This is a genomic window from Thermanaerosceptrum fracticalcis (assembly GCF_000746025.2).
Taxonomy (GTDB): domain Bacteria; phylum Bacillota; class Peptococcia; order DRI-13; family DRI-13; genus Thermanaerosceptrum; species Thermanaerosceptrum fracticalcis.
The window spans coordinates 1,507,985-1,527,245 of the sequence record NZ_CP045798.1 but is presented as its reverse complement, the minus strand read 5'-3'; the positions used below and the strand labels follow the sequence as shown (position 1 = coordinate 1,527,245).

Below are 19,261 nucleotides of genomic sequence, written 5' to 3'. Positions count from 1 at the left end.
GAGGACAGAAGACATATGAAGCTGGCACGTTTTCAGCATCAGGATACCATTTATTATGGACAAGTGGAAGGTTCTAAAGTTTTTGTTATTGAAGGCGATATTTTTGCTCAATATCAGGTTACAGCAAAAGCTTTTGAATTGAGTCAGGTAAAATTACTGGCTCCCGTAGACCCGGGAAAAATGGTTTGTGTGGGATTCAATTATTTATCCCATATTAGTGAAATGCGAAAGGATATGCCTATTCCCGAGGAACCGGTAACCTTTATGGTTTCTCCCACAGCAGTCATCGGACCTGAAGACGTAATCGAACTACCCTTTAGCGACCACGAGATTCATCATGAGGCAGAATTAACGGTAGTGATTGGTAAAGAGGCTAAGAAGATACTCCCGGAAAATGCTTATGATTATATTTTAGGATATACATGTGGCAACGATGTTTCCGACAGGACTCTGCAGAAAAAAGATGGCCAGTGGACCAGAGCCAAGTCTTTTCCCACCTTTAAACCATTAGGACCTTACATTGTTACTGGTTTGAATCCGGATAACCTACAGATTCAGGCGCGGGTCAATGGTGAGATGAAGCAAAATAGTAATACCCATCATTTAATTAAAAATGTCGCTTATTTAGTGAGTTTTGTTTCCCAGTACATGACGCTAAAGCCTGGAGATGTAATTCTTACAGGTACTCCTGAGGGGGTAGGTCCCATCAAACCTGGAGATGTTTGCGAAATCGAAATAGAAGGCATTGGTATATTAAGAAATCCCGTTCGCTAGAACGGGATTTCTTATGCCTTACCTTATTCCATCTGTGCGGTTATTTTGCGAAAGAGGGGTTTGATTCCGCCATGGGCGAGAATTTCCAGGGCATAATCGGAAAGTTTTTCGCCTGTAATTGTTTTACCCGTAGTCTTATTGATTACCAGGCCCTCGCCCAGATTTACTTCCAGAATATCTCCTTCATTTACCTCTTTGGTAATTCCCGGACATACCAAAACAGTAATTCCTAAATTAATGGCATTGCGATAAAAGATACGGGCAAAGGATTCGGCTACGACGGCTCCTACTCCGGCATGGAGTAAAGTTATAGCGGCATGCTCCCGGCTGGAACCGCAACCAAAATTACGACCTGCTACGATAATATCACCTGGGCTGAATCTTTGCACGAAGGTAGGGTCCGCACCTTCCATACAGTGGGAAGCGATTTCTTGGGGGTCTACCAGTTCCAGGTAGCGGCCGGGATAAATCTGGTCTGTATCGATGTTATGGCCAAAGACAAAGGCTTTTCCTGTAACGTTATGCATCTTATTCTACCCCCTTGTTTATAGTTCTTGGATCAACCAGGTGACCTGTAAGGGCAGCGGCAGCAGCGGTAGCAGGAGAAGCCAGGTAGACAGAAGCGCCTGTACTGCCCATCCGTCCGGGAAAGTTACGGTTAGAAGCGGTAACACAAACCTCACCGGAGGCCAGAACGCCTTCATGGGCACCTAAGCAAGGGCCGCAGCCGGGTGTAGAAAAAGTAGCCCCTGCTTTGATCAGGTCCTCCACATAACCCAGTTTGTTTGCTTCCAGGAAAACCTCATTGGAGGCGGGAATTACCACCAGCCTGGTATGGGGATGGATTTTTTTCCCCCTTAAAAGATCGGCTGCCGCTTTAATGTCCTCCACACGTCCCCCGGTGCAGGCTCCAATGAAGGCCTGGTCTACTTTCACGGAAGGGGCTTCTTCAATAGGGACAACATTGTCCACACTATGGGGTACGGCCACTTGAGGTGATAGTTGACTTATATCAAAGACATAACTTTCGGCATATTTAAAATCCGGATCGGTTTCTAAGATATCGAAAGGACGATTAGTTCTAGCTTTTACATACTCCAGGACCTGTTGATTTGGCACCATATATGCTGTTTTGGCACCCATTTCTACCGCCATGTTACAGATAACCATTCTTTCTGCAACACCAAGGTTTTCCACATAGCTGCCACAGAATTCAATGGCTTTGTAGACAGCAGCATCGGCGCCCAGTTTACCTAAAATATAGAGGATGACATCCTTGGCCATGACGCCCTCTGGCAATTGGCCGTTGATTTCAATCTTAATAATTTCCGGCACTCTGAACCAGAGTTCACCCGAAATCATAATGGTGGCCATATCGGTAGCTCCCACACCTGTGCCAAAAGCTCCGAAAGCCCCGTGGGTTGTGGTATGGGAATCGGTAGCCACCAGAATCATTCCAGGCCAGACTACGCCTGCTTCCGGCATGACCTGATGACAAACTCCCGTATTGATATCGAAATGATGGGTTAACCCCTGTTCCTGGACAAACTGGCGCATTTCTTTGTGAATCTGGGCTGATTTTATGGTAGGGGCCGGGGCATAGTGGTCAAAAACAAAACATAATTTGTCCTTATCCCAGACTTTCTTGCCGCCCATCTCATAAAAAGAATAGATGGTTTGCAGGTACAGGTCATTAACTTCGGCAAAGTCAACCTTGGCTTTGACAATTTCCCCAGTGGTTACTGTATCTTTTCCGGAAGCTCTGGCTAGGATTTTTTCTATGGCGTGCATTGTTTCTCCTCCTATTCTTCCACGAAGGGTAAGGTCGAGTTGGCATAGGGCATTACCAGGATTTTAGCTTCAGGTCCCATTTTTGCCAGAGCTTTCTCCAGAGCTTCTTCTACGGACTTTGCAGGTTCAAAGAAACACTTCCTGGTGATGTCATCGGGAATGTCAGAGATGAGATAGGCCTTCTTTTTCTGCAGGACCAGACAGATAACCACAGCCTTGTGGGCTCCCAGGACGAACTCTTCCTGAATCCAGTTAACGGGGTCATCAACAGAAGTGGCTCTAAACATCCAGTCTTCGAAGGTCTTTTCCCCCAGCATTTCACCGCATTTGGCAAAAAGTATGATGATACCGCCGTCTTTTACGGCATAACTGGCATTTTCAAAACCCTTTTGGGCCTGGTAGAGGTTGATGTCTTTGGGATGCCCGCCCGGGCAGCAGATGACGATGTCCGCCTTTTCCGGGATAGAACGTTTATACATCATATCGATATATTTGCAGCCTTCGCGGTGAGCCTTGACAGGATGACCTGCCACACATTTCACTATTTCTTTATTGGAGTTAAGAACGGGGTTCACAATAAACTTCACACCGGCAATTCTGCCGATTTCTTCAATATCTTCCCGCATGGGATTACCGTCGGCTTTGCCCGGCATGGTTCCGGGACGAATCATCATCACATGGTTAGCCTGGATTGTTTCTTTACTACAGACACCGGGCATCAAGGCTTTGTCTCCACCGCTGTAACCGGCCTTGTAGTGAAATTCCAGGTTAGCAGTACCGATAATCAGGTCAGTTTTGGCTACTGGCTCGAAAACCCAAATCGGTGTACCCCGGGAAGACTGGCCCAGATAGACACAGTTATTACGGTCATGGTCTATGCATTTTACCCGGCGATAGACTTCTTCCCCTATCAGCTTTTTCTTTTCTTCCTCAGTATGGGGCCGGTGATAGCCTAAACCGAACACAACAGTAATCTTGTCATCTGTCACCCCTGCGGTGTTGAGCTCTTCCAGGATAGGAGGAACTAACAGGTAGCTGGGGGATGGCCTGGTGATGTCACTGCAGAGAATAACCACATTTTCTTTACCTTTGGCCAGAACCGAAAGGGGTTCTGATTCTATGGGTTCACGTAAAGCACGCCTGACTTCTTCCATTTGATCAGGTACACCGGGCAGGTCTTCCGGGATAATAATATCCATAATATTTTTCGTGGGGACAGAGACTGTATGGTAATCATTCCCATATTTCAGCTTTATGTTAGTTACTTCAGACATGTTAACCCTCCTAAGACTAAATTTTCATTTTCCATATTAAAAAATATAACGGGTTATTTCATCAGATTAGGCAAGAACATTACTATTTGCGGAATATAAGTGATAAGCATCAAGTCGACAATTAAAATTAACATAAAGGGCCAAATTAACTTTGTGATACGTTCCAGGGAGACTCCTGAGACTGTTTGCGCTACAAACCTTGCCGAAAGAACCCTCTACTATTTCAGAGAAAGAGTCTGTCAGTACTGTCTGGAGAACCCCGGTAAGGACGATCTCTTATTCGGCCAGTTCATCAAACTGCTTCACAACTTTTCCGAAAAAACCGGAATAACGCTGGAGGAACAAAGGACAGACACTACACTTTTCATGAGCAACATCAAGAAGGCCGGGCGGATGTCGCTGGCTTATGACGTACTGGTCAAGGCCGTCAAAGCGATACCTAAAGAGAAGCGTACAGAAGCGCTTTCCAAAGCGCTGGAGCCCGACTTCAAAACCGATGTCCTCTATCGCACCAAAGCACAGGAAGGGGACAGCAGACTCACGCTGCTTTTAAACCTTTGTAAGGAAGCGCTTTCTATACTGGAAGTAGAGCCTGGAATGCAGGAGTCGGAAGAAGCGAGGATTCTCAAACGTTTTCTGGCCGAACAATCCACAACCGAAGCCGGAAGCGAAAAACTTATCCCTAAGCCCAAGAAGGAAATCCCCTCCGGCTCCCTCCAGTCAGCATATGATGAAGATGCCACCTATCGCCGGGAAGGGAATGTGAGCCAAAGCGGTTATGTGCTGGAAATATCCGAAACCTGTGACAAGCAAAACCCCTTTCAGCTCATCACCGATTACACCGTCGTCCCCAACAACACCAGCGAAGTAGAAATCCTGCAGGACCGTCTCAAGAAAATCCGTGAAAACACCGGCTGTACCGACATGTATGTGGATGGTGGCTTCCACTCTGAAGATGTCCATCAAACCGCAGCGGAAAACGGAATAAAAATTCACCTGACCAACATGAGCGGAACGGAACCTACAAAGAAAATTCCCGCAACCGAATTTGACATAGATGAAACTACAAATGTGATTAATAAATGCCCGGGAGGTCAGATTCCCACCCATGCCGGAGTGAGCGGTGGACAAACGGTAGCTCACTTTTCTCATGAAGCCTGTGCCAACTGTGAGTTTGGTGAACAATGCTACAGTAAAAAGCAAGCCAAGGACTGCGTCGTCCGCATCAGCCTCAAGGCAGTGAATACCGGCCGGGAACGCGAAAAAATGAAATCAAACAAAAAAGAGAATACCGGCAAGCGCGCAGGAATCGAAGGGAGCAATTCCGCGTTGAAGCGTGCGGGTCTGGACAAGCTTAATGTCCGTGGAAAAGCAAAAAGCACGGTAGTATGTGGATTGAAAGTAACTGTGCAAAACATCAAGCGGTTTATCAAATACTTGCAAGGCGGTTATAAACCAAAATATTCCAATGAACCGTCGAACGGGATACCTGTGCCCATTTTTAGCTGAAAGGAGTAAAAAGCCAAGGAAACAGGCATAGTCAAGGTGGTTTTTAAGTAAAATACAACGCATAAGCGTATATCACCCATCGAAATTTCCCTTAAATTGGTTGCAGTGTTAAGTTGTCAAGGTTTAATGAGGTGTTTTTTTGTGGTTTATGCAGTGAATTCAACATTGCCCAGATTTTCCACACCCCGGATAATATTATCGAAACCGATCACGGCCACATTTTTGCCGAATTTTTTTGCGCGATGCAGGGCATTTAACATATCGTAGGGCGAAACGGGGATTTCTACTACAGGCGCTGTTAGATTAGCTTTTTGGATGGCCAGCGCTGCTCCTCCTCTGGAAATGATGGCTTCAACACCCATTTGCTCAGCTTCCCGGGCTATTTTCACAGCCTGGTCTAATAAACCTAAACGTACTTCTACATCATGGGCGCCTGCCGTTACTTTTTCGGCCAGCGTAACCATTTCTTTGTAGGGAGCGAGAAGCAGAATAGGTTTCACAATAACACCTCTTTAATTTAATGACTTGGGGAAGGTTTTGTTATTCTAAAAAATCCCGTTCGTCAGAACGGGATTTGATTATATATGTATTTTCTATATATTTTACTATATTCAAAAAGGAAAATAAATATTTATTGATAATGGCCTTTTGCCGGTTAAGCTTTAACCCTCATAATCTTTAGTTCGTTTCATAGTTATAATACAAAGAGTGTAATTTTCCCATTCGCAAGAAAATTCTGGTGAAGTGGTGATGGTATGGTCAGATGGCTTGTATCATTATTAATCCTAGTTTTACTCATATCTGGAACCTGGTTTTGGTTTAGCTGGGAGCAGGGGGATTGGGCGATCACGTTAAACTCCTTGGAGTACCCGGGGAGTTTAGGGGTGGGCGGAAAAGAAGAGATCAATTTTTTCTTAAAAGAAGTCGAGAAATCCATACCGCAAAAAGAGCTTGCCCTCAAACCTTACCGCTACAAACTGACCTTGACTAAAAATAAGAAAATAAACAACTACTATCTGGATGACCCTTCCGCACTGTTTAGAGAAGAAACAGGAGAAGGGCTGACATCAACACCTGAATTACAGGAATACTTACATGCCAAAATTAAAGAACTCCATAAATCTACTCCTTTTGGAGCGCCTTTGGAATGGGATGAAGTAAAGGAAATTTTCCCCCGCTATACCCTTGCTGTTATTACCGATGTTGAAACGGACAAAAGTTTTCAAGGAGAACGGCGCGGGGGTACTTTTCATGCTGATGTCCAGCCCCTTACGGCCCGGGATACTCAAGTTTTAAAAGAAGTGTACAAGGGACGCTGGTCCTGGCAACGCCGGGCTGTGGTCGTAGAGATAGGGGGGCGTAAGATTGCAGCATCTATGAATGGTATGCCCCATGGCAGCGGTAAGATCCAGGGGAATGATTTCCGGGGGCACTTCTGTATTCATTTTTTACAAAGCCGTGTCCATAAAAGCGGGAAAGTGGATTTGGCTCATCAGATGATGGTCTGGAAAGCCGCCGGCAGGCCGGAGTACTTGTTTAATAAGGCCAGTCCCGAACAAATCATCAATCTTGTTTTGACGGCTCTGGATCAGGGGGATGAGAGACTTTTGGCCTTAGGATTGTTGTCGGCAAAAGGTAATGATATCAATTCCGCTTCCCGTAAACTTGTACAGGAGATTGCATCTATTGCCCTGGAAAAAATGGAACCCGTTGAAATTGGAGAAAATCCGGACTGTAAGGAATATAACGTTAAGGTAGAATTTTATTACCGTAATGAGCAGGCTAAAAGGGAAAAACAAGGACCCCTTAATGTTTTAACAGACCCTGCTACGGAGCGTCATTTCCTTGAGTTAGAAAGTTTGGTGGATCTTTTGGCAAAGTAAGCAGGACTTTAGATAAAGAAAAGCTAATATAAAAGTGAATGAGATATGCAGAGGGGGTTGTTTAGTATGGAGCAAATTATAAGCCTGCTAAAGAGCGAGATAGAGGTTCTTAAGTCCCATTTGGCAGAAGTCCATCCAGGCAGTAAGTGTTATAGTTTTCTGAATGAGCGGTGTGCAAACTTAGAAAAAATACTGGACTATTTAAAGAAATAAGAGCAGGAATTTAAATCCTGCTCTCAGACTGTCGACAAAGTATAATGTCGGCAGTCTTTTTATGTTCAAAAAGCCCACTTTTGGTTAGTTGCTAGCTGGGAGTTGGCAGTAATTTTTAATGTGAACCGTTAACAGTTAACCGTGAACTGTAAATATGATCCGGTAGGGAAATTTTTTTAAAACTGTTCACTGTTCAGGGTTTACGGTTTACGAATGTAGGTAAACTTAATACCGGACACTGGACTCCGGTCACTGAAATTATTCCTTCTCTGTAAATCGGCACAGCGGCCAACTTATTTCTTAAGCAGCAGTATTCAATGTCAGCCCAGCGTCCTTTGGCTTGCAGGACCTGACCGTTCCGGGATTTACTTAAATGAAAAGGCAGGTTTTCTGCATAGGCTTGGTAGAGGGCCAGTGCTCCCAAAGCAGCGTCGCTTAATTTAGGCGTAAGCCATTGACTTAGGAGCTTGATGAGATATCCTGCACAGCAGGTATCTTCCAAGGAATAAGTAGCTTTCGTACCGGCACAGGCCAAATATATGTCAAGATTCTGATCAAGTATTTTTCTTACCAAAGCTGAAGCGTTAAGGAAAGAGCCAATATAGATATCCTTTGCACCCGAGGAGTTACAAATGGCCTTTGTGCCATTGGTGGTACAAAGGATGATTTTTCGCCCGCTTACTAGATCCGGTATATATTCCAGCGGGGAATTACCCAGGTCAAAGCCCGTAATTTTATCACTGTTTTCTTCACCACCCAAAAGAGCTTCGGGATAAATGTTCTTTAAACGGTAGGCTTCCTCCACGGAAGATACAGGATAAACGGCGCCTGCTCCATGGGCCAGGGCTGTGGTGATTGTACTGGTAGCCCGGAAAATATCAAGAATGACTACCAGTTTGTTTTCTATGAGCTGGGTAGTAATAGACTGGGCTGTAAAACCGATATGGATTTCCACACGAAACCTCCTCCATACTATTTACCAACGATGGCTGCCTCCTGCTGGCGGAGAACAAGGCGTAAGGTGTCGCCGCGCAATCCGGTGCGAAGGGCTTCCAGGGACATCAATTCATTGGGCTGGATATTACCCAGGTTCACGTCTGAGCCAAAACGGGTTATCATCTCCACTTGTTGATTCTTCAGGGGTGCTTCCCAAATAATAGAGGTTAGGTCTCCTATGCCCATGATGAAATCTTCCAGTTTCTCTTCCAATATTTCACCATTCATATCATATATACCAATACCTTTTCCGCTTTCCCGGGCTTCCATGATGACTTTCCAGGCGCCTGCCGCAAGATCATGATCTGCTTGTTTGAGTAAATCACTAATGTCAGGATTTACCTTAGCATCCTTTTTGCCTAATTCTGTAAGTACCGTCAGTCCTTCACCGGCGGCTCGTTTTATACAGTACTGGCGTATTTTATGGTCAAGGGTAATGGTGCCGTCGGATATTTCTATGGTATTGAACCCCAGTTCTTTAATACGTGTCAAAAAGGCTTCATAGCGACCCTGCAGTAAGGCTACCTCCATAAAGGTACCGCCCGGGTAGATCTTAACATCATATTTACGGCAAAGATCAATCTTAGCCTTTAAATATTCTTCACTGTAAAGGGCAGGTGTGCCAAAACCGAGTTTGAGAAAATCCAGGTAGTTTCCGGCTACCTCCAGGAGGTCTTTTAATTCTCTCATTCCCAGTCCTTTATCAATGACCATGGTTATCCCGCTTCTTCTGGGTTTTAAACCTCTTTCTCCCAAAGGATAATGAATGATACCCTGCCATGATTTCATCATGAATGCCCATCTCCTTATAATTGAAGCCGCTAGTGCGGTTTCTTTCACCTCCTGCTTATGTGATATGATAGGACAATTGAGAGAAGTGCCTGATTTCACAAAGGTCAGACCACCAACCTTCTCTGTCAAGCCTCCCCCTAAATGTTAAATAGTTGTAGTTGAGGTGCTTGGCACCTCAACTATTTAACATTCTCTTAACAATACTGGCTAATTCCTTTGTTTTATCATTGGATTTATTTTTGGTATCGAGGTATCTACTAATTCCTGATAAGCTTATATCTAAAAAGCCTGATAATTCATTTCTGGTATAATGAAATTCTTCATAGGCTAACTGACAGAAAAGCTGGCGGCCTGATACGGCGTTTTTTATACGAGAATCAGAGAGAATTGATTTAGGTGATACATTAAGATGGTCACTTACTGTCCTAAGTAGGTGTTCCAGGGTGGGGAGGGGTAGGGTATACGGTGGGGATGAAAGGGTATCATTTTTTATATCTACTAACTGCTGATAGGTTCTTAACATTCTTTCAGGTGTTTCGAAAAGATCAACAACAACCGACAGGTCAATGAGGTTTGATTTTAATTGAAGGATATCGTGGTGACTTGTCCAGGGGTAATCCCTTAAAAATTCAACTAGTCCTGCTCTCATAGGGTTGAGGTGGATATATCTAATTAACTGCAGCAAATACTGGTTTTCCTCTACGTGAAAGGCTTTATAACGATCCTGAAAAAGACTACCGACTTTATTGTGTCTCATATTGAAATAATGGGCATAATTACTTTGTAATCCGTGCATGAATTTACCAAGGGGGATGGCGGATACCTTTACTAAAAAATGAAAGTGATTAGGCATAAGAGTATAGCACAATATAGAGATATTGTTCTTTTCTTTTTGTTCCCATAAAAACTTAAGAAACACATGGTAATCTTTTTTATCTATAAAGATATTGTCTTTGTTATTACCACGGTTCAAAACATGATAGATAGTTCCCTCCATATGGTTTCGTGGTTTTCTAGGCATCTTATTTATACCTCCCTAATAAATCGAATTTCCTATATCCATATTTTCAACAATAGTAATAAAATCCCTCTATGGAAATAGGAATATTCAGATAGTTTAGGTGCCAGGCACCTAAACTAATTAACATTATCTTAACAATACTGAATAGAACCAGTCATGTTATAAAAGGGGGGATGGGACTGGGAAAGTTGACTTCTAGACACTTGTACACATGTAAGGTATTATGGATTAAGTAAGCACTTACCGATACTTTAGATAGTTGTGGGGTGAAAAACCATGGCATATCGTAATTTACGAGATTTTATGCAGGAACTGGAGAAAAAGGGATTGCTGCACAAGGTTGAGGCAGAGGTAGACCCTGTACTGGAGATCACGGAAATTACGGACAGGATCTCCAAGTCCTTTGGTCCCGCTTTATATTTTTCCAAGGTGAAAGGCTCACCTTATCCCGTCTTGATTAACACCTTCGGCAGTATGGAACGAATGACAATGGCTTTAGGGGTGCAAAATCTCGATGAAATCGGCGCCCGTATTGAAGAGTATTTAGCCCTGCCCCATGTAGCAGGGGGAAACTTCATGGATAAACTTCTGGCTCTACCCAAAGTTGCGGAAGTAACCAGGTTTATGCCCAAAATGGTGAAAAAGGCTCCCTGCCAGGAAGTAGTGGAGCATGATCCTGATCTCAACACCTTACCTATTTTACACTGCTGGCCCCAGGACGGGGGAAGGTTTATCACCCTGCCTTTAGTCTTTACCAAAGACCCGGAGACGGGAAAGCGCAACTGCGGCATGTACCGCATGCATGTTTATGACGGTAAAACCACCGGTATGCACTGGCACCTGCATAAAGACGGTTCCCGGCATTATCACAGGTATAAGGAAAAGAAGGGAAGGATGGAGGTTGCAGTAGCTATAGGTGCTGATCCTGCCACAATTTATGCGGCTACAGCCCCCCTGCCCAAAGATATCGATGAAATGATTTTTGCCGGTTTCTTACGGAAAGAACCGGTGGAAATGGTGAAATGCAAAACCGTGGATATAGAGGTACCGGCAGAAGCCGAGTTTGTGTTAGAGGGGTATGTTGATCCTGAAGAGAGACGGATGGAAGGGCCCTTTGGCGACCATACCGGTTATTACTCCCTGGCTGATGAATATCCTGTTTTTCATCTTACATGTATGACCCGCAGGGCTAAACCCATCTATCCTGCCACTGTAGTGGGCAAACCGCCTATGGAGGATTGTTTCCTGGGCAAAGCCACGGAGAGAATTTTTTTGCCTTTATTGAAACTCCAGTTGCCGGAAATTGTAGACATGAACTTACCTTTGGAAGGTGTGTTCCATAACTGTGCTGTAGTTTCCATCAAAAAAAGTTACCCCGGCCATGCCAAGAAAGTGATGCATGCCATCTGGGGTATGGGCCAGATGATGTTTACCAAAATGATCATTGTGGTGGATGAACACATTGATGTCCAGGATATGTCCACCGTATGGTGGAAGGTCTTTAATAATATCGATGCCAGGCGCGATGTAGTGGTGGTGGAAGGACCCCTGGATGCCCTGGATCACGCTTCGCCGCTTCCGCACTATGGAGCAAAAATGGGTATCGATGCTACGAAAAAATGGCCCAGTGAGGGACATCACCGGGAATGGCCTGATGATATAGTCATGTCCCCGGAGATTAAGGACCTGGTGACGAGGAGATGGCAGGAATATGGCTTTAGTAAGAAATAAAGTTAGGACCTTTGCTGAACTGGTGAAATTTGAACACACCATCTTTGCCCTGCCTTTTGCCTACATGGGGGCTTTATTAGCGAAAAAAGCCCTGCCTACCTGGCCGCAGTTTATTTGGATTACGCTAGCCATGGTGGGGGCCCGAAGTGCTGCCATGGGTCTGAACAGGGTCATCGACCGCTATATTGATAAAGAAAATCCCCGTACTGCTAACCGCCACTTACCCCGGGGCCTTATCTCCGTAGGGGAAGTCATGTTATTCGTGGTGCTGTCTTTTCTTTTGCTCATCTATGCCACCTACCGGCTCAGTCCCCGGCATCTTATTTATTTACCGGTGATTATGGCTATTTTAACAGGTTATTCTTATACGAAGCGTTTTACCTGGCTGTGCCATCTTGTTTTAGGGGTTGCCATCGGTTTTGCCCCCATGGGGGGATGGATAGGTGTCACCCAAAGTATGCAGTTGGGAACTTTTATCTTAGGTTTGGTGGTAGCCTTTTGGATTGCCGGGTTTGATATCATTTACGCTACTCAGGACCTTGAGTTTGACCGTCAATACGGCCTTTATTCCATGCCTGTCACCTTTGGTTTAAAGAAAGCCCTCTTTGTGGCCAAGCTGTTCCATGTGGTGGTAGTATTATTACTGGTTAGCCTGTATTTCCTGCTGGATTTGGGCTGGTGGTACCTGGCAGGGGTCTTCGTCACCAACCTCCTGCTTCATTACGAGCATTCCATTATCTCACCCCAGGATCTGAGCCGGGTCAATGTGGCATTCTTCAATATAAACGGGTTGATTAGTATACAACTGTTAGTGTTTACCCTGCTGGATATATTGCTTTAGAATCGTTAACTGTAAACAGTGAACCGTGAACGGTAATCGCTACCCGTTACCCGATCCCCGCTACCCGAAAATAAAATAAAAGATGAAAAATTTGGGAAGCGGGAAGCGTCAGGAAATTCGTTTTATGCGAAGAGCGGGATACGTGGGGGCAAGCCTGGATAAATATTGGTGACGCAAAAGCGGTATGAGTGTCTAGTAACTAAGAACTAGTAACTAGTAACTGAACAAGGATGTGACATCATGAACAAACACCTGGGGGAGCAGTTTGAAGGTAAAGAGGAGTATGTGAAGAACCTTTTCAACTCTATAGCTCCCTTTTATGACCGGATGAATATGATTATGACCTGGGGACTTCTCAAAAGCTGGCAGAGGTTTGTGTTGAACCTAACCAACCTTAGGCCCGGGGATAAAGCTTTGGATGTGTGTACGGGTACAGGGGAGCTGGCCTTTCAGATGGCGGAAAAGGTTGGTCCTACAGGGGAAGTCATGGGTTTAGATTTGTCTGAAGAAATGCTGAGTATTGCCCGGGAAAAATTAGTAAAGCAGTACCCTCAGCGTAAAGTGATTTTTATGGAAGGTAATGCCCTTTCACTGCCTTTTCCTGCCGGGGAATTTGCCTGTGTTACCACGGGATTCGCTATGCGGAATGTGGTGGATATTCCCCTGGCTGTCCGGGAGATGACGCGGGTATGTAAAAAAGGGGGGAGGGTGATCTGCCTGGAAATTTCCCAGCCTACCATTCCTCTTTTTCGGCAAGGATTTAGTTTATACTTTTTTCACTTTATCCCCCTTTTGGGGCGTCTTGTGGATAAGGGGCAAAGGATTTTCGGTCGCTTACCTGCCTATACATGGCTGCCGGAGTCTTTGAAAAAATTTCCCGATAGGGAAACCCTGGCCCAGATTTTTCGTGAGGCGGGCTTGCGGGAAGTCAAGTATTATCCCTTGAGCGGGGGAGTGGTTACTGTGCATGTAGGCGTCAAGTAAGTTACTAGTTATCAGTTACTAGTTATTAGTGAATAAAGCACTATAATTTAAGTGTTAAGTATAAGTAGAAAGAGCCACTAACCAATTGGGTTATGGCTCTTTCTTTGATTGTTCAGGAAAGTATAACTTTATAATCAGTAAGTAGAAAAGGGATGTGGAAATTGATGCGGCGTAGCCGCATTTTTATTTTACTAGTAACTAAGAACTAGTAACTAGTAACTAATTTACCCAATAAGGTACAGCAATCTCATGGCATTGAGGGCATGATCGTGCATGGTATCGAAGAAGACATCCCGGTAGCAGGCATCGGCAATAAGATATAGTTCTTTAAGCCAGTTGAAGAGTTGGGCTTCTTCTTTAAAAGCGTAGCGGGCGGCATCGACAAAATTGGTGAATTGGCGAGGTTCTTCCAGGGCTTCTTCATGAAGCGGTGGAATAGCTTTTCCGCCCATTTCCATGTAGAGTTTCTTCATTTTTTCCATAGTATGATGGACGGTCATGCGGTTCATTTCCACCATTCTGCGAGCCTCTTCCGTGGGGGCGTTTTGAATCATGTAACCGTAGACATGATGGAGTTCCATGAGTTCTCCCACAATCGTTGTTAAGAAAGCGGGTAAAGTAAAAGTCATATGAATCATAATTCATCCTCCTTTTAGTTTAATAAATAAGTGAGTAACATAGCATGACGGAATTCATCATGCATGGCATTAAAAAGTGTATCGCGATACTCAGGATTGTCTGTCATAAGATACATATCTTTGTACTTTCTAAAATCGGCATATTCATCAAAAAGCTGCATGCGTACATGATCTAGAAAGGTCATGTTTTCGTTCACGGGCATCATATGCATACCCGTATCACGCGGCTCTGTTCCGGTAAGTTCTTCGTAGATTTTTTCAAAAGCCTCTGCATGCCTATGTTCATCCTGGGCATTCATCATCATTATATGTCGTGCTTCTTCTGTAGGCGCCATTTGGGCCATCGTCATATAGTGGTGATGCGCCTGCATTTCTGCAAAATAGGATTCTAAAATCAGTTGAGTAAACCTGTCATGAGCCATTGTCACACCCTCCTTGATAGTGTCTCTATATACAATATGCTTAGTGTGGAAAAGGGTGACAAGTTGACAAAAGGAGTGCTGCTTAGGCAGCACTCCTTTTGTCTGGTTTGTCAGTTTTACTAATAGCATATTTTTACCAGGGATTTAACAGAATAATAGAATAGGAAGGGAGGTCCGACTATGCCGCAGGAAAATAAAAAAACGGAAAAGTCACCAATCCCCCCGACTGGTTTCGTACAAAAGCTGTGGGAAATGAGCAAAAACACCCTAACTTTCAAGGCAGAAAAGCAGAGGGAAGGCTTTATTTTGTTAGGTGTGGAAGATGGACCCTCTAAGGGAAAAAGTCAGGCTGAGGATAATAATAAAACCAAAGATAAGAGCCGCAAAAAAGCGGGGAAGCGAGAGGATCCCCGGGTTAATAAGAAACCGATCCGCGTCCAGCGCCTTTCCTCCTATAACAATAATAAAGGTGTAGAAGAAAAACCGGAGAAGAGGGTTAGCCCCGAAAACCTTTTGGTAGATCCCCAGTTAAAGATAAATAAATACTATATCGAGGAAATCTATTCCCTTCCCAAGAATAAGGATATAATTCTCAGGGAATTTACGATTTCTCTAAAACCTCCTCTCAAGGCCTTTGCGGTTTTTATGGAGGGACTGTCCGACAAAAACATCATCAATGATGTCGTTTTAAAGCCTCTGATGATTCTCTCCAATCTGGAAGAAAAAACTGATCTTTATAACCTGGCCGAATACATTAAGGATAATATTTTGCCGGGCAACCAGGTGGAAATAACCAATGAATACAGAAAAATTGTAGAGAGTGTGAATTACGGGGGGACTGCGGTTTTTATAGAAGGAAGCCCCTATTGCCTGTTGGTTGAAACAAAGGGGTGGGACAGGCGTGCAGTGGGTAAACCGGCTACTGAACAGGTTATCCGCGGGCCTCATGAGGCTTTTAATGAAACCCTGCGCTCCAATACCGGACTTGTACGAAAGCTCATTCGTAATGAGAAGTTGATTACCGAGATGTTTCCTCTTGGTGAACGCAATAAGACCAATATAGCCATTATGTACATCGAAGATATTGCTAACCCTGAACTGGTCAGGGAGGTTAAACGGAGAATTAACTCTATCAAAACTGATTTCGTGGCCGAATCAGGGATTTTAGAACAGTTTATAGAGGACCATCCCCTGATGCCCAGTCCCCAGGTCTTAAGCACGGAAAGGCCCGACCGGGTAGCTGCTTTTCTGGTGGAAGGGAGGGTTGCCATTTTTGTGGACGGCAACCCTAACATTCTCATTGTGCCCACTACTCTCTTTAGCCTGCTGCACAGTGCTGAAGACTATTATCTTCGCATGCCCTACGGTAATTTTGTGCGTTTACTGCGGGTTGTTGCCGTTTTTATTGCCATCATGACTCCCTCCATTTATGTAGCCATCATCACTTTCCACCAGGAAATGATTCCTACCGAACTAATATTGGCTATTGCCGCCAGTCGAGAAACAGTTCCTTTTCCCACCATTCTGGAAGTGATGATGATGGAGTTGGCTTTTGAGCTGATCCGAGAGGCGGGGGTTAGGGTACCCGGTGTCATTGGTAATACCATCGGTATTGTGGGGGCCTTAATTTTGGGCCAAGCTGCTGTCCAGGCCGGAATTGTCAGCCCTATTCTAATCATTGTCGTAGCGGTAACGGGTTTAGCGTCCTTTGCTATTCCTAACTATTCCCTTTCCTTTGCTTTCCGTGGTGTGCGTTTTATCTTTACTCTCCTTGCGGCCGGTTTTGGTTTTTTTGGTGTTTCTGCCGGATTATTTCTTTTATTGACCACTATGTGCAGTATGAAATCTTTCGGTGTTCCCATGTTGTCCCCTATCGGGCCCCGGACTAAAGCCGGGCCTGACCTGGTACTGCGAGGTCCCATGTGGTCTATGGAGGAGCGGCCAGATAGCCTGGATACCCTGGACCGGCAGCGCCAGCCCCGGGTGAGCCGGGGTTGGGTGAAGCCGAAGAAGGAGGATCAGGATAATGAACAATATCGTTAAACTGGGGTACAGTGAAGCGGCAGCTATGACCATTGTTTTTTTGGGAACCAAGGTATTCCTGGGTTACCCCCGGACTATAGTACAATTTGGCTCTACTACTGCCTGGTTAGTCATACTTATTAATCTATCCGTTGCCGTTGTTGTCTGGCTGGTCATCTCATCACTCCTGGGTCGTTACCCCGGGAAATCCATCATGACCATTAATGAGCTGGTACTGGGGCCTGTGTTAGGGCTGGGTGCCAACGTGCTTATTTTCTTCTATGCAACAGTTGATAATAGTATACACTTAAGGCTTTTTAGCGAAGCGGTAATCCTCACAGCCTTACCCCAAGCACCCATCTCTTCCCTGGCTTTTCTTTTTATCATTCCCGTATGGTTGGCAACCTACCTGGGTCTGGAAGCATTGAGTCGCAGTTCCTATATCGCTTTTCCTTTTGTCCTGGTAGGAGTGATAATAGTACTTTTAGCCCTGTACCCTTATTGGGATTCCAGACAGTTGTTACCTATAATGGGAGAGGGACTGGTTCCAATTCTAAAATATGGTGTCCTTGGTGTAACGAGTTTTGCCGAGGTTATCCTCCTTGCTTATTATGTGCCCTTTTTTGCCTTTGGGCCCCAACAATTAAGATACGTGGGATTATTTAGTTTAAGCTTTATAGCCGTGATTTTCCTGATGGTGGTCATTACTTATCTTATGGTTTTTCCCTTTCCTTCGGCTATGGAAACACTTGCTCCTTTTTATCAATTGAGCCGCACCATATTTCTGGGAAGATACTTTCAGAGGGTGGAGGCGCTTTTTGTTCTCTTCTGGACCTTTATTGCTTTTTTACGCCTGGCTCTGGGAGTACTGGTATCGGCAATCATTTTACAGGATACGTTAAAACTCCCCTATTACCGTCCTCTTTTGCCTGCCCTATGTATTTTAATCTTTAGTGTTGCATTAACACCTATCAGCCTAATTCAAGCTGTAGATATTGAAAAAATACGCATAATTACCGGCTGGTTATTCACAATGGCCTTACCCTGCGGGGTCTGGCTGGTGGCTCTGTTGCGGGGGAAGGGGGAGAAAAGTGACAAAAATAAACCGAACGCTTAAACTCCTTCTGCTTAGTATTATCATTATGCTTCTGCCCACAGGGTGCTGGGGGGCCAGGGAAACGGACCAGATGGCCTATATCCTGGTTATGGGTATTGATAAAGGCCAAAACAATCTTGTAGAAGTAACATTCCAGATTGCCAAACCTCAAAATATTGGGGGAGGTGAGGGAGGAGGGGGAGGACAGGGGGCCAATACAGAAATCGTTTCTGTAGAAGCAGCTTCTCTTTTTGGCGCCCTCCAGCTGGCCAATGCTTTTGTGAGCAGGGAACTGACCTTCATCCACAATAAAGTAGTGATTGTCTCCGAAGATATCGCCCGGGAAGGGATGAGCAAATACATCAATCCTCTGGTACGGAGCCGGGAGATACGGCGAACCACATTTCTCATGGTCAGTAAGGGGAAAGCCCGGGATTTTATTGAAAAAAATAAGCCGGTGCTGGACAGGAACCCTTCGCGGCAGTTTGAAACATTGATGCAGGGTAATTTTATTACGGGGATTATACCCTATGGCACGATCCATGAATTTTATATTAACATCAAGTCACCGGGAAGTGAACCCTTTACCAATCTGGTAGGAGTTCAAAAAGAAGGGGAACCGGGCAGTAAAAAGCAGGGAGGTGACGATAAAATTATGAATGAAGTAGCTTACTTGCCCGGGGAAATCCCCCGCAAAGGTGGTAATAAAATAGAGGTAATAGGCCTTGCAGCATTTCGTAGTGACAAACTGGCTGGTTTTCTTAACGGTGCGGAAACTCGCTATCATCAGATGGTTACGGGTAGGTTTAGGAGTGCTATTTTTACTTTTCCTGACCCCCAGAGAGATGATAGAAAAAATATTATAGTTATGGAAATCAAAAAAGGCAGCAATCCTACTGTCAAAGTAACTTTAACGGGGGATAAACCTCTCATTGAGGTGAACCTTGTTCTAGAAGGGGAAATTGTTAGTATCCAGAGCGGTATTAACTATGAAGCCACAGACAAAATCGGTGAGTTGCAAAGCAACATCGAAAGGTTGATATCCGGTGAGGTGCTGAAAGTAATCAGAAAGACCCAGCAGGAATTTAAAAGCGACATTTTCGGCTTTGGCGAATACACCCGCCAATACTTCTGGGTCTGGAAGGAGTGGGAGAAATTTGACTGGCTAAAGCGTTACCCCGAGGCTGAGGTTAAAGTAACCACAAGCCTCGCCATACGCCGCACAGGGCTCATGACCAAGACAGTACCCACCCATTCCGGTTGGGGGGAATAAC

Annotated in this window: 19 protein-coding genes; 10 read left to right on the top strand and 9 right to left on the bottom strand. The window is 44.8% G+C overall.

Going from position 1 to position 19,261, the window contains the following annotated elements:
- The first annotated feature begins 15 nt into the window (after positions 1 to 15).
- Entirely contained in the window at positions 16 to 774 is a 759-nt protein-coding gene (locus tag BR63_RS07990) for a fumarylacetoacetate hydrolase family protein (protein ID WP_034424829.1), read from the top strand.
- Positions 775 to 797: 23 nt separating this feature from the next.
- Here BR63_RS07990 and BR63_RS07985 read toward each other — a convergent pair whose 3' ends face one another.
- Genes BR63_RS07985 through larAH6 form a run of 3 tightly spaced genes read right to left on the bottom strand, consistent with a single transcriptional unit; the run spans position 798 to position 3,839 of the window.
- Complete coding sequence (locus BR63_RS07985) at positions 798 to 1,301, bottom strand: 3-isopropylmalate dehydratase small subunit (protein WP_034424831.1); 504 nt, start codon at positions 1,299 to 1,301, stop codon at positions 798 to 800.
- A 1-nt stretch (position 1,302) separates the two neighbouring features.
- A complete protein-coding gene (locus tag BR63_RS07980; protein ID WP_034424841.1) occupies positions 1,303 to 2,565 on the bottom strand; it encodes a 3-isopropylmalate dehydratase large subunit in 1,263 nt (420 codons plus the stop codon).
- Positions 2,566 to 2,576: 11 nt separating this feature from the next.
- The gene (gene larAH6, locus BR63_RS07975; RefSeq protein ID WP_034424842.1) at positions 2,577 to 3,839 is read right to left on the bottom strand and encodes a nickel-dependent malate racemase, LarAH6 family; all 1,263 of its coding nucleotides are present in this window, start codon (positions 3,837 to 3,839) and stop codon (positions 2,577 to 2,579) included.
- 99 nt (positions 3,840 to 3,938) lie between these two features.
- Between larAH6 and BR63_RS19505 the strand changes: the two genes are divergently transcribed.
- Positions 3,939 to 5,348 carry a transposase gene (locus tag BR63_RS19505; protein ID WP_051966146.1) on the top strand — a complete coding sequence of 470 codons (1,410 nt, stop codon included), beginning with the start codon at positions 3,939 to 3,941 and terminating at the stop codon, positions 5,346 to 5,348.
- 146 nt (positions 5,349 to 5,494) lie between these two features.
- Here the strand turns inward: BR63_RS19505 and BR63_RS07965 are convergent, their stop codons facing one another.
- The gene (locus BR63_RS07965; protein WP_034424843.1) at positions 5,495 to 5,848 is read right to left on the bottom strand and encodes a PrpR N-terminal domain-containing protein; all 354 of its coding nucleotides are present in this window, start codon (positions 5,846 to 5,848) and stop codon (positions 5,495 to 5,497) included.
- Positions 5,849 to 6,232: 384 nt separating this feature from the next.
- Here BR63_RS07965 and BR63_RS07960 point away from each other — a divergent pair, with 384 nt between their 5' ends.
- Positions 6,233 to 7,231, top strand: a complete 999-nt coding sequence (locus BR63_RS07960) for a hypothetical protein (RefSeq protein WP_153802166.1) — start codon at positions 6,233 to 6,235, stop codon at positions 7,229 to 7,231.
- Positions 7,232 to 7,297: 66 nt separating this feature from the next.
- Entirely contained in the window at positions 7,298 to 7,444 is a 147-nt protein-coding gene (locus tag BR63_RS07955; RefSeq protein WP_153802167.1) for a hypothetical protein, read from the top strand.
- 193 nt (positions 7,445 to 7,637) lie between these two features.
- Here the strand turns inward: BR63_RS07955 and BR63_RS07950 are convergent, their stop codons facing one another.
- The 3 genes from BR63_RS07950 to BR63_RS07940 form a co-directional block, all read right to left on the bottom strand.
- Positions 7,638 to 8,399 (bottom strand): 2-phosphosulfolactate phosphatase, encoded by a 762-nt coding sequence (locus BR63_RS07950; protein WP_051966150.1) that lies wholly within the window; start codon positions 8,397 to 8,399, stop codon positions 7,638 to 7,640.
- Between the two features lie 17 nt (positions 8,400 to 8,416).
- Complete coding sequence (comA, locus tag BR63_RS07945; RefSeq protein ID WP_051966152.1) at positions 8,417 to 9,232, bottom strand: phosphosulfolactate synthase; 816 nt, start codon at positions 9,230 to 9,232, stop codon at positions 8,417 to 8,419.
- A gap of 175 nt (positions 9,233 to 9,407) precedes the next feature.
- A complete protein-coding gene (locus BR63_RS07940) occupies positions 9,408 to 10,253 on the bottom strand; it encodes a transposase (RefSeq protein ID WP_051966154.1) in 846 nt (281 codons plus the stop codon).
- A gap of 276 nt (positions 10,254 to 10,529) precedes the next feature.
- On the opposite strand from BR63_RS07940, the gene BR63_RS07935 reads away from it, so the two are divergent.
- The 3 genes from BR63_RS07935 to BR63_RS07925 all read left to right on the top strand — a co-directional run bounded on the left by BR63_RS07935 (position 10,530) and on the right by BR63_RS07925 (position 13,809).
- Complete coding sequence (locus BR63_RS07935; protein WP_034424846.1) at positions 10,530 to 11,984, top strand: menaquinone biosynthesis decarboxylase; 1,455 nt, start codon at positions 10,530 to 10,532, stop codon at positions 11,982 to 11,984.
- A complete protein-coding gene (locus tag BR63_RS07930) occupies positions 11,965 to 12,825 on the top strand; it encodes a UbiA-like polyprenyltransferase (RefSeq protein WP_034424847.1) in 861 nt (286 codons plus the stop codon). The genes BR63_RS07935 and BR63_RS07930 overlap by 20 nt, the downstream gene beginning before the upstream one ends.
- A 240-nt stretch (positions 12,826 to 13,065) precedes the next feature.
- Positions 13,066 to 13,809 (top strand): demethylmenaquinone methyltransferase, encoded by a 744-nt coding sequence (locus BR63_RS07925; RefSeq protein WP_034424848.1) that lies wholly within the window; start codon positions 13,066 to 13,068, stop codon positions 13,807 to 13,809.
- Between the two features lie 224 nt (positions 13,810 to 14,033).
- Here BR63_RS07925 and BR63_RS07920 read toward each other — a convergent pair whose 3' ends face one another.
- Positions 14,034 to 14,447, bottom strand: coding sequence for a hypothetical protein (locus BR63_RS07920; RefSeq protein ID WP_034424851.1), 414 nt, complete (start codon positions 14,445 to 14,447; stop codon positions 14,034 to 14,036).
- Positions 14,448 to 14,461: 14 nt separating this feature from the next.
- Positions 14,462 to 14,869, bottom strand: a complete 408-nt coding sequence (locus BR63_RS07915) for a ferritin family protein (protein ID WP_034424853.1) — start codon at positions 14,867 to 14,869, stop codon at positions 14,462 to 14,464.
- A 180-nt stretch (positions 14,870 to 15,049) separates the two neighbouring features.
- Here BR63_RS07915 and BR63_RS07910 point away from each other — a divergent pair, with 180 nt between their 5' ends.
- From BR63_RS07910 to BR63_RS07900, 3 genes are read left to right on the top strand one after another with little or no spacing between them, the layout of a single operon-like run.
- Entirely contained in the window at positions 15,050 to 16,912 is a 1,863-nt protein-coding gene (locus BR63_RS07910; RefSeq protein ID WP_081908283.1) for a spore germination protein, read from the top strand.
- On the top strand, positions 16,896 to 18,008 hold the full coding sequence (locus BR63_RS07905; protein ID WP_034424854.1) for a GerAB/ArcD/ProY family transporter: 1,113 nt from the start codon (positions 16,896 to 16,898) through the stop codon (positions 18,006 to 18,008). Before BR63_RS07910 ends, BR63_RS07905 begins: the two co-directional genes overlap by 17 nt.
- Positions 17,983 to 19,260 (top strand): Ger(x)C family spore germination protein, encoded by a 1,278-nt coding sequence (locus tag BR63_RS07900; RefSeq protein WP_034424855.1) that lies wholly within the window; start codon positions 17,983 to 17,985, stop codon positions 19,258 to 19,260. Before BR63_RS07905 ends, BR63_RS07900 begins: the two co-directional genes overlap by 26 nt.
- The last annotated feature ends 1 nt before the right edge of the window (position 19,261 follow it).